Origin of the sequence: Candidatus Collinsella stercoripullorum, from assembly GCF_027669965.1 — a bacterium.
Lineage (GTDB): Bacteria > Actinomycetota > Coriobacteriia > Coriobacteriales > Coriobacteriaceae > Collinsella > Collinsella stercoripullorum.
Genome location: NZ_JAQECM010000009.1, coordinates 13,683 through 26,584 on the forward strand (window position 1 = coordinate 13,683; position 12,902 = coordinate 26,584).

The following is a 12,902-nucleotide window of genomic DNA, read 5'->3' on the forward strand; positions in this document are numbered from 1 at the left end:
GTTCATGTTGAGGGTGAGTCGCATGCTGCTGGGAGGCAATCTCGACCTCTCCGTGCTCGAATCTGCCGAGCGGTCGACCTTCGTCGTGGTCGATGACGCTCTCCGGCAGTACTCTTCCTTTATCTTGCGGCTCGTTGCCGCGACCGTCATCGCCACGGCGGGCATAGCGGCCGACTCTGCGACGACGGTGATCGGCGCGATGCTCGTCGCGCCCCTCATGTCGCCCATGCTCGGTACCGCCCTCGCCGCCGCCGTGGGGCGTCCCTCCGATGCCGTGCGGACGTTTCTTCAGACCGCCTTGGGCATGCTGCTTGTCGTTGCGGTCGCGTTCGCGGTGGCGGCGATAATCCCGGCGGGCATCTCGATGGAGACGAATTCCCAAGTCACCTCTCGAATCTCGCCGAGCCTGGTGGACATGACGATCGCGTTTGCCGCCGGCTTCGTCGCCGCTCTCGCGGCGATGCGCAACGACATTCCCGATGCGGTGCCCGGAGTCGCGATATCCGCGTCGATCGTTCCTCCGCTGTGCGTGGTGGGCGCGGGGCTATTCGAGGGATCGTACGCCGCCGCCCTGGGCGCTTTCACGCTGTTCCTCACGAACTACGTGGCGATTCAGGCCATGGGCGCGATCGTGTTCCTTCTCATGGGCTTGGGCTCGAAGCGGCTGACGGCGGCAGACGAGCGATCTCGGACCATGTGGTACGTCCTCGTCGCCATCTCGGTCGTCGCGCTCGTGGTGCTGCTCGGCGGCGCGAGCATGCGCGTCGCGCGCGCGGCGGAGCGCGACCGCGCCGTCCGCGAGGTCGCCGTCGAGTGGGCGGGCGACTCGGGCTACCGCATCTCGCAAATGGACATCGTGGGCGATGACCTGTTTATCGAGGTGTCGGGTTCGGGGGATGCGCCGTCTGCGCGCGATCTTGATGATGAGCTCGATCGCGAGGGCGTCGAGTTCGGTCGCGTCTCCGTTGCCGTCCGTTTTGAGGAGACGAGCGAAGGCTGATGCGCCGCGCGATCTAGTCGTATACTTTTGCGGCTTTGAACAACGCCGACGGGAAGGATGTGGGCAATGTCGCTGCTGCGTGGAAGCGTGGTCAGCTTGGGCGAGCTCGTGCGCCGCGATCCGGTGCTCGCGGCGGCTGTCGTGCTCGCGGCGCTGTCGTGCGCCGTGGTTCCGCCCGATGCCGGGTACCTGGACTATATCGACCTTCGCACGATCGGAATGCTGTTCAGCCTCATGGTCATCATGGCGGGGCTCACGCGCCTCGGTGTGTTCACCGCGGTGTGCCGGTACCTGCTGGCCGTCGCGCGCTCTCCGCGCAGGCTCAGCCTCGTGCTCTCCTTGCTGGCGTTCTTTTCCAGCATGCTCATCACCAACGATGTCGCGCTGGTCACCTTCGTCCCCCTCGCCCTGCTCGCGCTTCGTCCGCTGGGATCGGAGCGACTCACGTGCTTCACCGTGGTGATGATGACGGTGGCGGCTAATCTTGGCAGCATGTTCACGCCGGTGGGAAACCCGCAGAACCTGTACCTGTATTCCGCCTCCCATCTGTCGCTCTCCGGTTTCCTGCTGCTCATGCTGCCCTATACGGTCGCCGCTCTCGTCCTGATCGTGCTTTCGGTTCTTTTCTTTGCGCGGGTTCCCGTCGATTCGCCGGGGGCCGAGGGGCCCGGTGCGGACGCCGCGGGAATACCCTGGGCGCGCATCGTCCCATGGGCCGTCGCATTCGTCTTCGCGCTGCTTTCCGTTGCGCGAATCCTGCCATTCCAGGTTGTCGTCGTCGTAACGGTCGCGATCGGCCTGGTGGCCGATCGCGGGGCGATCGCGCACATCGATTACGCCTTGCTCGCCACGTTCGTCGCCTTCTTCGTTTTCGTGGGCAACATGGGCCGCGTCGAAGCGGTCGACGCCCTCATCGCGCAGATGGTGGAAGGGCACGAGCTCGCCGTGTCGGTCGCTGCGAGTCAGGTGCTCTCAAACGTGCCGGCTGCCATTTTGCTTTCGGGCTTTACCTCGAACTGGTCCGCACTCATCGTGGGGGTCAACCTGGGCGGGCTGGGCACTTTGATCGCCTCGATGGCGAGCCTCATCTCTTACAAGCAGGTCGCGCTCGCCCTGCCTCGCGCGAAGGGGCGCTATCTGGCGCTGTTCACTGCATGGAACCTGGTGTTCCTCGTCGCCCTGCTTGCCGTGTGCCTCGTTGCGGGCTAGCCCGCCTGCGCGGACGCGGCGACGGCGCTATTCCGTATCGGGGCCTGACGGCTGCCGTCTCCCGTCTGGGGGCTGCCTGCAGGCTCGCTTCAGCGCCCGGAGCGCGCTCGGAAGCGCGAACCTTCAGGTTTCGTCGCGGGCCCCGGATACGGTTGCGTCTGGCGGATGGGGCGGGCGGCTGACGGGGGGCGTTGGGCTACGATTCGGTGGCGGGCAGCCGTAACGCGCCACCCCGTCCCTCATGGAGATGGTACCGTTTCGCGAAATCGCTTTTGACGTAGTCCATGAAGCGCTGGGCTATCGCAGACGGCTGCTCTCCCAGAAGCCAGGTGAAGCCTATGGTCGAGTAGAGCGGCTTGTCGAACGAGATGCACGCGATATCGGTCGCCTGATAGGTGGTCACCAGGCGCCGCGAGAGGACCGAGGTCCCCATGTGATGCTGGACCGCCTTGATGAGCATGCGGTGTCGCGTGTGGTGCAACGGGGAATTTGGGTTGAATCCCTCCGCATTGCAGGCGCTGAGGAACATCTTGGTCACCTCGGACTGCTCCTCGAGCAGGATGAAGCGCTCGTTTCTGAGCTCGCCTACGTCAATTCGCTCGCGTTCGGCAAGGGGATGGTCGGAGGGGCACACCAAGACGAGCTCGTCTTGGACGATATCGGTGTGCTCGAACCAGTCCTCATCCAAGAAATCGGTGCGGGCGAGCGCGATGTCGATCTTGTTCCGCTTGAGCTTGTCGAGCAGGTCGTTCTGGTTGCGCTCGTAGAATTTGATCTGAACCGACGTGTTGCGCACCCAATAGGACGCAAAGCACTCGGCGAACCCGTATTCCTCGGTAAGGGGCAGGGCGCCCATGGAGAGGACGAAGGTGGATTCCCTTTTGTACTGCTGCAGATGCGCCACCTCGTGCTGATATTCGGGTAGCGCCTTGCGCACGTAGCCGTAGAAGTCGCGTCCCGCCTGGGTGAGCTCTATCCCCGATCTCGTTTTCTTGAACAGCTTGACGCCGAGCTCCCGTTCGAGCTGAGACATCTGCTTAGAAAGGGAGGACTGCGAGATGAAGAGCTTGTCTGCCGCGTCGACGAACTTGCCGGTGTTGGCGATCGTAAAGAACGATTCGAGCTTTCTAAAGTCCATGCTCCGCCTCTTTCGGTTCCTTTGCGGCATGCATCAGAAGAATCGAACAGTGGGTTATTATTTCCTGCGGTTCATAGCCGCGTAGACCGTTCGCCGAGGAAATCACCGCACATACGGCATGCTAACATGCCGCTTTGGACTCGTGTCTTTCCCTTTTTTCAACGTATTGTAGCCTGACCCTGCGTTATTCCACTTTAGAAATTCATGATGAACAAGGCGAATCTCCAACACCGTCTCGGGCGGATAAAGATATGGCCAAGGCACATCTGGACTTTAAGGAAAGGAGTCTCCATGCCTAAGGTTTATCAGGATCTCCGTTCGTTCCTCGAGGTGCTCGAGGAGGAGGGCCAACTCGTCCACATCACCAATGAGGTGGACCCCGATACCGAGATCGGTGCCGCCGGCCGTGCCGCCAGCCGCATCCCCAACGGCCCCGCGGTCATGTTCGAGCACATCAACGGCTACCCGAAGGGTCAGAAGGTCGTCACCAACGTCCACGGCTCCTGGGCCAATCACGCGCTCATGATGGGAATGGACAAGAACACTTCCACCAAGGATCAGTTCTTCGAGCTCAACCGCCGTTGGGATCTCTTCCCGGTCAAACCCAACGTCGTCTCCCGCGATGAGGCCCCGTGCAAGGAGAACACCATCGAGGAGGGGGACATCAACCTCTTCGAGCTCCTGCCGCTCTACCGCATCAACGAGCAGGATGCCGGCTGCTTCATCTCCAAGGCCTCCATCATCACCGCCGATCCCTCCGATGTCGGCAACTTCGATAAGACCAACGTCGGCACGTATCGCATCCAGGTCAAGGGCAAGGACCGCATCGGCATGCAGTGCCTGGCGATGCACGATATCGCCAAGCAGCTGTGGGAGGCCGAGAAGAAGAACGAGCCGTTCCCCGTCTGCATCACCCTGGGCAACGCTCCTCTCGTGACCTTCATGGCCTCGACGCCCATCTCCTACACGCAGAACGAGTACGAGTTCGTCGGCGCCCTCAACGGCGGCGTCCCGGCTGACATCGTCAAGTCCGATCTCTATGATCACCTCTATGTGCCCGCCGGCGCCGAGGTCGTCCTCGAGGGCTACATCATGCCGCGCGTCCGCACCGTCGAGGGCCCCTTCGGCGAGTTCCCGGGCTCCTATTCCGGTTCGCGCCTGCAGTGCGAGGCCAAGATCACGCACGTGACCTATCGCACCGACCCGATTTTCGAGAACCTCTACCTTGGTATGCCCTGGTCCGAGATCGACTACCTGATGGCGCTGAACACCTCGGTGCCCATCTACAAGCAGCTCAAGGTCGACTTCCCCGAGATCGTCGCCGTGAACGCCATGTACACCCACGGAATGACCGAGATCATCTCGATGAAGCCGCGCTACGGTGGCCAGGCGACCGGCGCCGCCTTCCGTCTGCTCTCCACCCCTCACGGCATGCCCTACTGCCACAACGTCATCGTCGTCGATGACGTCGTGGACCCCTTCGACCTCGATCAGGTCATGTGGGCGCTCTCCACGCGCGTCCGTCCCGACAAGGACGTCAAGGTCGTTCCCAACTGCGCCGGCATGCCGCTGAACCCGACCGAGGAGATTCCGGGCATCACCGCCAAGCTCATCATCGACGCCACCACGCCGGTCGATCCCGAGCCCATGAAGCGCTCCGTCGAGCTGCTCAAGGATCCTGCGAAGACCGCTGACTACAGCAAGATCATCAAGGACCTGATGGGCGCCAAGTAACCTACCGCCTTTTCTTCGATCTACGTTTTTTTCTTTGAAGGAGGAATGACACATGCAATGCCCGCGTTGTGGTCATGAGGAGATTTCGACCATTGCCACCTCTCCTGTCGAGGGTGCATGGGAGATGTACCAGTGCGATGTCTGCATGTATTCTTGGCGCTCGACCGAGAACGTGCACGTTGACGACGTTTTCAAGCTTGACGACGAGAAGATCGCCAAGCTGCAGGTGATTCCGCCCGTTCCGCCGCTGGAGGCATAAGACGGATCCGAGCCGCATTAAGCCGGCTTTGATGGTGGGGCGGGCAATGGCGCTTGCAGGGTGTCCAGCGCCCGCCCCACTTGTGTCGATTGGGGGCGAATCCCCGGCGTCTGCCGAATTCGCCTTGGAAAACACGTGATTTCATTCAAGAAAGGGGGAGTCGGCCATGAAATTTGGCAAGAGGGAGATCGGCTTTATCGCCGGTATCGTTGTCGCGCTGATCGTATGGTTCGCTCCGCTGCCGGGTATCGAGGGCAACGCCAAGCTCATGCTTGCCTTCACGCTCATGACGGTCGTCTGGTGGGCTCTGCAGATCGCCCAGAACGGCTACACCGCAGGTGTCCTGCTTGCGCTCATGTGCATATTCCAGCTCGATGAGCCGGCCGAGATCTTCTATGCGTGGACGGGTACCACGATGTGGCTCGTCATAGGTGCCTATCTGATCGCCAACGCCGTGCAGACCTCGGGACTGGGCGAGCGCATCGCATATAGCTACATGCTTCGCTTCGTCACCGGGTTCAAGAGCATCATCGTCGGTATCTTCGCGCTCACCGCGATCCTGTCGCTGCTCATCCCACATCCCTGGCCGCGCGCCTTCCTGATCATGGCGGTCATGGCCGTCATCATCAAGAGCTCCGGCATCTCGGCTGGCGACGCCGTCAAGATCGGCTTTGCCGTCTTCGCCGCCTCTGTGCCCTGCTCGCTCATCTTCATCACGGGCGACGCGGTGATCAATCCGCTTGCCGCCTCCTATGCGGGCGGTGCGGACTTCGTGACCTGGTTCAAGGTCATGGGCGTTCCCGCCATCATCATGAGCGTCATCACCCTGGTGCTCTTCCTGCTGCTTTTCCGTGCGGAGAAGGACTACGCTGTCGACAAGGAGGCGATTCGCGTCAAGCTCGCCGAAATGGGCAAGATGAGCGTCGTTGAGATCAAGACCATCGTCTGGGTCGTTCTCGCCATCGTCCTGTGGCTCACCGAGTCCATCCACGGCATCGATATCGGCTGGGTCACCTTCGCGGTCGGCATGCTCATGAGCATGCCCATCGTCGGCGACCTCAACGCCGCCAAGGATTGGAGCGCCGTCCCCATCCACGTGCTCGTCTTCCTGACCGCCGCTATGGCCATCGGCCACGTTGGTGCCGACACGGGCATGAACGCTTGGATCGCGTCCTTCATGCCCACCACCGTGCCCGACAACATGTTCCTTGTCGCGGCGATCATCGTTGCCCTGTCCTTCGTCATCCACATGCTGCTCGGGTCCGTCATCGCCGTCATGGGCGTCGCCGTGCCCGCGATCCTCGCCTTCGCGCAGCCCTTGGGGATCGACCCCATGGTTGCCACGATGATCTGCTACATGGCCGTCGCGGCGCACTACCTCTTCCCCTTCCAGCACCTCAACACGCTGGTTGGAGCGAGCCCCGATACGGGTAACTACACCCAGAAGGAGACCTTGAGGCTCGGAATCGTCTTGATTCCCTTCCTGTTCGTCATCGCGTGGATCATGGTCGGCTGGTTCATGATCATCGGCTTGGCTTGATGCCGCGGAAAACGCATCATCTGCCAGCGCGAGACGGGTGGCGGCACGAGCGGGATCGCTGCTGGTGCCGCTCCCGCCTCGCTTGTTCTGTCCATATCAAGGCTTTTGGGCATTTTGCCCGGAGAGCCATACGACATCCGAAGGGAAGCATTCCGATGGAAAGCAAGAAGCGCATCATCGTAGGCGTGAGCGGGGCCACGGGCGTTCAGCTCGCGCTCTACCTCATGCGGGCGCTCGCGGGATACGATGAGGTCGAGACGCACCTCGTGGTGAGCGACGGCGCGAAGAAAACCTGGGAGCTCGAGTGTCAAGAGCCCATCGACGAGCTGCTCGACCTCGCCGACGTGGTCCATGACTCTCACAACCTGGCGGCGTCCATCTCCAGCGGCTCGTTCGTGACCTCGGGCATGGTCGTCATGCCGTGTTCCATGAAGACGCTTTCCTCCATCGCGACCGGGTATGCCGACAACTTGGTCTCGCGTGCGGCCGATGTCTGCCTCAAGGAGGGGCGCCGCGTGGTGCTCGTGCCGCGCGAGATGCCCTTGGGCAAGATCCACGTGCGCAACATGCTCGCCGCGGCGGATGCCGGGTGCGTGCTCGTCCCGCCCATGCTCACCTTCTACAACGGCCCGATCACCCTCGACGATCAGATCTACCATGTCGTCGGCAAGGTGCTGCGCCAGTTTGGGCTCGAGCCCAAAGTCTTCCACGCTTGGGAGGGAGCCGAGTAGGCCCTCGCGTGGCGCCATAGGGCGCTCCCGACACAGCCTTTAATGTGCGGCATCGCCGCGCGAAAGCAAAGGAGGCACATATGTCCGTTAAGGTCAACGATCTCCGCAGTGCCATTGAGCTACTCAAGGGCATTCCGGGGCAGCTCGTCGAGACCGACGTCGAGGTCGAGCCGCTTGCCGAGCTCTCCGGCGTGTATCGTCACGTCGGTGCCGGCGGCACCGTCATGCGCCCCACCAAAGAGGGTCCCGCGATGATCTTCAACAACGTCAAGGGTCATCCGGGCGCGAGCGTCATCATCGGTCTGCTTGCCAGCCGCACCCGCGTGGGTTACCTGCTCGATTGCGATCCCAAGCGCCTCGGCTTCCTGCTCAAGGATGCCGTCAACGCCCCTATCGCTCCTGTCGTCACTGACGAGCCCGCGCCCTGTCAGGAAGTCGTCTACAAGGCCGACGACCCTGACTTCGACATCCGCAAGCTCATCCCGGCTCCGACTAACACCGAGGAGGATGCCGGCCCGTATATCACCATGGGTATGTGCTACGCCACCGACCCCGAGAACGGTGAGAAGGATATCACCATCCACCGTCTCTGCCTGCAGAGCAAGGACGAGATCTCGATGTACTTCGTCCCCGGAGCGCGTCACCTCACCGTCTTCCGCGAGAAGGCCGAGAAGGCCGGCAAGCCGCTGCCCATCTCCATCTCCATCGGCGTCGACCCCGCCATCGAGATCGCCGTGTGCTTCGAGCCGCCCACCACGCCGCTCGGCTACAACGAGCTCGGCTGCGCCGGTGCCCTTCGTGGCGAGCCCGTCAAGCTGGCCCAGTGCCTGACCATCGACGAGCAGTGCATCGCCAACGCCGAGTATGTCATCGAGGGCGAGCTTCTGCCCGACGTCCGCGTGCGCGAGGACCAGAATACCGACTCCGGCAAGGCCATGCCCGAGTTCCCCGGCTACACCGGTGGTGCCCAGGCCGCTCTGCCCGTGATCAAGGTCAAGGCCGTCACGACCCGCAAGAACCCCATCATGCAGACGGTCATCGGCCCCTCCGAGGAGCACGTCAGCATGGCCGGTATCCCGACCGAGGCTTCGATCCTCACCATGGTCGAGCGCGCTCTGCCCGGCAAGGTGCAGAACGTCTACGCAGCTTCTCCTGGCGGTGGCAAGTACATGGCCGTCATCCAGTTCAAGAAGGAGATTCCCTCTGACGAGGGCCGTCAGCGTCAGGCCGCGCTGCTTGCCTTCTCCGCCTTCCCCGAGCTCAAGCATGTCTGGCTCGTGGACGAGGATGTCGACCTCTTCGACATCAAGGATGTCATCTGGGCTATGAACACGCGCTTCCAGGCTGATATCGACGTCGTCACCATCCCCGGCGTCCGCTGCCACCCGCTCGATCCGTCCAACGATCCCACCTGTGATCCGAGCATCCGCGATCACGGTATCGCCTGCAAGACGATCTTCGACTGCACGGTCCCGTTCGACCAGAAGCATCGTTTCCAGCGCTCCAAGTTCAAGGATGTCGACCCGACGCACTGGACCGAGGTGTAACCGATCGCATACGAGGCGCTTTCGTCGCCTAACCGGGCCGGTTGATCGGTCCGACATGCGCCTGAGCGCATTGCCGGGCGTATGGGAGCATAGGCTTCCGCACGTGAGGGTCGGGCAGGCGGTATATGACCCCTGCCCGACCCTTTTCCCATAGGTCGTGCAGCTTATGATATCGTGCGCGCAAACGTGCACGAACGGTGTCGTGCCCGGTTGTTTTGGGCAGCATGAGCATGAGCATCGGCACGATTTCGAGTATCAGGCCCGAGACAACGGGCGGAAGGGTGTTGTTATGGAGACGCGCACATTCAGCGTCGGCGAGGGCAAGTTCAAAGTCGACGTGACCATGGTCGATACTGGCAGGGGCGTGACCGTCACGGTGGGTTCGCGCGCTGCGGGAGCCGCGCATGTCGGCGCAACCGCCCAAGCGATCCCCCGGCCCGAGCCCGGTCGCACCGCCACGGTGAGCATACTCGCCGTTCCGTGCCATCGCGACGAGATCCCCGCCCATGACATTGCGGCGATCGTGGCCACGGCGCTGAGAGTGCCCGTGACGGCGACCTGCGGCATCCATGTGGATGACGCCTCGAAAGAGGATATCGCCCAGCTCGTGGACGTGTGCCGCCAGGTGGGCGAGCGCGTCATCGAATGCTCGGAGCGGATCCGCCGAGCGCGCTGGGACGACCAGGACAGGGTCGTGACGGTCGACGAGACCGGAACGGTGACGGGCAGCGTCGAGCGCGTCGAGGCTCATGCCGGCGACGGCATCCTGCACCAGGCCTTCTCGATCTATCTGGTCGAGGGGGAGGGCCCGGATGCCAAGCTGTTGCTGTGCCGCCGCGCTGCCGGTAAGCGCCTTTGGGGCGGTGTGCTCGCGGATACCTGTGCCGGGCACCCCAAGGAGGGCGAGGCGCTCGCGGCGGCCGCCGAGCGCAGGCTGAAGGAGGAGACGGGCGCTACCGCCGCCTTGACGTCGCTGGGCCATATCGTCTATCGCGAGGATCACGGTGACGGATTCTGCGAGTGCGAATGGTGCGAGGTCTTCTGCGGGCGGACCTCCGAGCGGCTGCACATCAACGAGGAGGAGATCAGCGAGGTACGTCGCGTCTCGCTCGCGGAGCTCGACGGGTATCTTCAGGGTCGTCCCGAGCAGCTTGCCCCTTGGACGCGCATCGCGCTCTCCGATCCGGCCATCAGGGCCGAGCTCGCGCGTTTCGCCGGCCAGGGCGACCAGTAGACGGGACGATCGGCGCCCTTGGGGGCTCCGCGCCGCGCGGTCGAGCTGCCCGGCGCGGTCGATGCGCCGCCGGGCGCGTCCCCCGCGATGCGCCGGTCCCCGCTGCAAGATAGCCGGTTTTCAGGACCGTGGGCAACCGAATGCGCCCGCGGTCCTGCTCTTTTGCATGCCGCCGCGTGGCGGGCTATCCTTATGCCTCCGATTCACGGGCTCGGTGCCCGGGTCATCGCAGAGGAGTCACCCCATGGATATCATCGCCACGCTCGCGCGCGAGCTCAACCTTAATCCCACCGCCGTCGAGGCGGCCGTCAAGCTGATCGACGAGGGCAACACGATCCCCTTCATCGCGCGCTACCGCAAGGAGACGACGGGCGGCATGGACGACGTCGCTCTGCGCGCGCTCGACGACCGCCTCGCCTATCTGCGCAACCTCGAGCAGCGCAAAGAGGACGTGATCGTCCTCATCGGCGCCCAGGGCAAGCTCACCCCCGAGCTCGAGGCGGAGATCCGCGAAGCGACGCAGCTCCAGCGCGTCGAGGACCTCTACAAGCCCTTCCGCAAGAAGCGCATGACGCGCGCCCAGAAGGCCCGCGAGGCCGGGCTCGAGCCGCTCGCCAACATGATCATCATGCAGGTGACGCCCCGCGGTGCCGCCACCCCGCTCGATGTCGCCTCGGCCTACGTCACGCCTCAGGCGGTCCAAGCGGGGTACGACACGGCGGAAAAGGCGCTCGCGGGCGCATCCGACATCGTGGCGGAGACCGTGGCGGAAGACGCTGAGAACGTCGCCGACCTGCGCTCGTTCACCGAGAACACGGGCGAGATCGCCTCGGTGGCGGTCGACGCGGACGAGAAGACCCCCTACGAGCCGTACTACGACTTCGCCGAGCCGGCGCGCAAGATCCCCAACCACCGCGTCCTCGCCATCGACCGCGGCGAGCGCGAGGGCAAGCTGCGGGTCCATGTGCGCGTGGACGCCGAGGCCGCCACCGCGCGCCTGGGCGCCCGCTGGCCGCGCCGTCAGGGCCCCTTCGCCCCGCTGCTCGACGCCGCCATCGCCGACGGCTACAAGCGCCTCATGGCGCCCTCGCTCGAGCGCGAGCTGCGCGCCAAGCTGACGGTGCGCGCGCAGACCGATGCCATCAAGGTGTTCGCCAAGAACCTCGAGAGCCTGCTGTCCGCCCGCCCGGTGCGCGGCGCGCGCGTGATCTCGCTCGACCCGGGGTACCGCACGGGCTGCAAGGTGGCGGTGCTGGACGAGTACGGGACCCTGCTCGACCACGGCGTGGTGTACCCCACGCCCCCGCGCCGCGACACGGCCGGGACCAAGCGCGAGCTGGCGCGCCTCGTGCGCAAGCACCGCATCAACACCATCGTGATCGGCAACGGGACGGCGAGCCGCGAGACGGAGGCGGTGGTCTCCGAGTTCATCGCCGAGTCCGCCCCCGACCTGCGCTACACCATCGTGAACGAGGCGGGCGCCTCGGTCTACTCGGCGAGCGAGCTGGCGAGCGCGGAGTACCCGGACCTCGACGTGACGACGCGCGGCGCCATGAGCCTGGGCCGCCGCCTGCAGGACCCGCTGGCGGAGCTCGTGAAGATCCCCCCGCAGTCCATCGGCGTGGGCCAGTACCAGCACGACCTCGACCAGGCGGAGCTCGCGCGCACGCTCGGGTACGTGGTCGAGGATGTGGTGAACCGCGTGGGCGTGGACGTGAACACCGCGAGCGCGAGCCTGCTGTCGTACGTGTCCGGCATCACGGCGGCGGTGGCGAGAAACATCGTGGCGTACCGCGGGGAGCACGGGGCGTTCACCGACCGCCGCCAGCTCAAAGACGTCCCCAAGCTGGGGCCGAAGGCCTACGAGCAGTGCGCGGGCTTCCTGCGCATCAACGGCGGGGACAACCCGCTCGACGCGACGAGCGTCCATCCGGAGAGCTACGAGGTGGCGCGCAAGGTGCTCGAGCACGCGGGCGTCGGCGCGGGCGACCTGGCCGCCGGCGGCATCCCGGACATCGAGCGGCGCGTGGGCAGCGTGGCCTCGCTGTCCGGCGAGCTCGGCTGCGGCATCCTCACGCTCATCGACATCATCGCCGAGCTCGAGAAGCCCGGGCGCGACCCGCGCGACGACGCGCCCGAGGTCGTGTTCAGCCGCGCGGCCCTCACGATCGACGACCTCGAGCCCGGCATGGAGCTCACCGGCACGGTGCGCAACGTGGTCGACTTCGGCGCCTTCGTGGACGTGGGGGTGCACCAGGACGGGCTCGTCCACATCTCCAAGCTGTCGCGCCGCTTCGTGAAGCACCCGAGCGACGTGGTGGCCGTCGGCGACACCGTGAAGGTGTGGGTCGAGCGCGTGGACCGGGCGCGGGGCAAGATCTCGCTCACCATGGTGCAGGGGAAGTAGGGCCGCGCCGTCGGCCGGGTCCGCCGCCGGTCGCCGCCGCTGGCAGATGCCGGCCCGATAGCGCGGCCGGCTGCGGGACCTGACTGCTGCGGGCCCGCACCCG

At 64.5% G+C, this 12,902-nt stretch carries 10 protein-coding genes; 9 read left to right on the plus strand and 1 reads right to left on the minus strand.

From position 1 onward, the window contains the following. Positions 1-4 precede the first annotated feature (4 nt). Both PHA29_RS03705 and PHA29_RS03710 read left to right on the plus strand, forming a co-directional pair. On the plus strand, positions 5-1,000 hold the full coding sequence (locus tag PHA29_RS03705) for a DUF389 domain-containing protein (RefSeq protein WP_270848158.1): 996 nt from the start codon (positions 5-7) through the stop codon (positions 998-1,000). Between the two features lie 66 nt (positions 1,001-1,066). Next, complete coding sequence (locus tag PHA29_RS03710; protein WP_270848159.1) at positions 1,067-2,209, plus strand: SLC13 family permease; 1,143 nt, start codon at positions 1,067-1,069, stop codon at positions 2,207-2,209. Positions 2,210-2,405: 196 nt separating this feature from the next. Here PHA29_RS03710 and PHA29_RS03715 read toward each other — a convergent pair whose 3' ends face one another. Continuing rightward, positions 2,406-3,347 carry a LysR family transcriptional regulator gene (locus PHA29_RS03715; RefSeq protein ID WP_270403458.1) on the minus strand — a complete coding sequence of 314 codons (942 nt, stop codon included), beginning with the start codon at positions 3,345-3,347 and terminating at the stop codon, positions 2,406-2,408. A 291-nt stretch (positions 3,348-3,638) separates the two neighbouring features. On the opposite strand from PHA29_RS03715, the gene PHA29_RS03720 reads away from it, so the two are divergent. The 7 genes from PHA29_RS03720 to PHA29_RS03750 all read left to right on the plus strand — a co-directional run bounded on the left by PHA29_RS03720 (position 3,639) and on the right by PHA29_RS03750 (position 12,799). Beyond that, on the plus strand, positions 3,639-5,081 hold the full coding sequence (locus PHA29_RS03720) for a non-oxidative hydroxyarylic acid decarboxylases subunit C (RefSeq protein ID WP_270403457.1): 1,443 nt from the start codon (positions 3,639-3,641) through the stop codon (positions 5,079-5,081). Positions 5,082-5,133: 52 nt separating this feature from the next. After that, positions 5,134-5,340, plus strand: a complete 207-nt coding sequence (locus tag PHA29_RS03725; RefSeq protein WP_270403456.1) for a non-oxidative hydroxyarylic acid decarboxylases subunit D — start codon at positions 5,134-5,136, stop codon at positions 5,338-5,340. A gap of 166 nt (positions 5,341-5,506) precedes the next feature. Next, positions 5,507-6,880: an SLC13 family permease gene (locus PHA29_RS03730; RefSeq protein WP_270848160.1), complete on the plus strand. Its 1,374-nt coding sequence runs from the start codon at positions 5,507-5,509 to the stop codon at positions 6,878-6,880. A gap of 155 nt (positions 6,881-7,035) precedes the next feature. Continuing rightward, entirely contained in the window at positions 7,036-7,611 is a 576-nt protein-coding gene (locus tag PHA29_RS03735) for a UbiX family flavin prenyltransferase (protein WP_270403453.1), read from the plus strand. A gap of 80 nt (positions 7,612-7,691) precedes the next feature. Then, on the plus strand, positions 7,692-9,158 hold the full coding sequence (locus PHA29_RS03740; RefSeq protein WP_270848163.1) for a UbiD family decarboxylase: 1,467 nt from the start codon (positions 7,692-7,694) through the stop codon (positions 9,156-9,158). 289 nt (positions 9,159-9,447) lie between these two features. Next, complete coding sequence (gene idi / locus PHA29_RS03745; RefSeq protein WP_270403450.1) at positions 9,448-10,392, plus strand: isopentenyl-diphosphate Delta-isomerase; 945 nt, start codon at positions 9,448-9,450, stop codon at positions 10,390-10,392. Between the two features lie 244 nt (positions 10,393-10,636). Beyond that, the gene (locus tag PHA29_RS03750; protein ID WP_270848165.1) at positions 10,637-12,799 is read left to right on the plus strand and encodes a Tex family protein; all 2,163 of its coding nucleotides are present in this window, start codon (positions 10,637-10,639) and stop codon (positions 12,797-12,799) included. The last annotated feature ends 103 nt before the right edge of the window (positions 12,800-12,902 follow it).

Bases quoted from the DNA above. Each gene is read 5' to 3' on its own strand.
- PHA29_RS03705 (WP_270848158.1), top strand. From the start codon at position 5: ATGTTGAGGGTGAGTCGCATGCTGCTGGGAGGCAATCTCGACCTCTCC.
- PHA29_RS03710 (WP_270848159.1), top strand. From the start codon at position 1,067: ATGTCGCTGCTGCGTGGAAGCGTGGTCAGCTTGGGCGAGCTCGTGCGC.
- PHA29_RS03715 (WP_270403458.1), bottom strand. From the start codon at position 3,347: ATGGACTTTAGAAAGCTCGAATCGTTCTTTACGATCGCCAACACCGGC.
- PHA29_RS03720 (WP_270403457.1), top strand. From the start codon at position 3,639: ATGCCTAAGGTTTATCAGGATCTCCGTTCGTTCCTCGAGGTGCTCGAG.
- PHA29_RS03725 (WP_270403456.1), top strand. From the start codon at position 5,134: ATGCAATGCCCGCGTTGTGGTCATGAGGAGATTTCGACCATTGCCACC.
- PHA29_RS03730 (WP_270848160.1), top strand. From the start codon at position 5,507: ATGAAATTTGGCAAGAGGGAGATCGGCTTTATCGCCGGTATCGTTGTC.
- PHA29_RS03735 (WP_270403453.1), top strand. From the start codon at position 7,036: ATGGAAAGCAAGAAGCGCATCATCGTAGGCGTGAGCGGGGCCACGGGC.
- PHA29_RS03740 (WP_270848163.1), top strand. From the start codon at position 7,692: ATGTCCGTTAAGGTCAACGATCTCCGCAGTGCCATTGAGCTACTCAAG.
- idi (WP_270403450.1), top strand. From the start codon at position 9,448: ATGGAGACGCGCACATTCAGCGTCGGCGAGGGCAAGTTCAAAGTCGAC.
- PHA29_RS03750 (WP_270848165.1), top strand. From the start codon at position 10,637: ATGGATATCATCGCCACGCTCGCGCGCGAGCTCAACCTTAATCCCACC.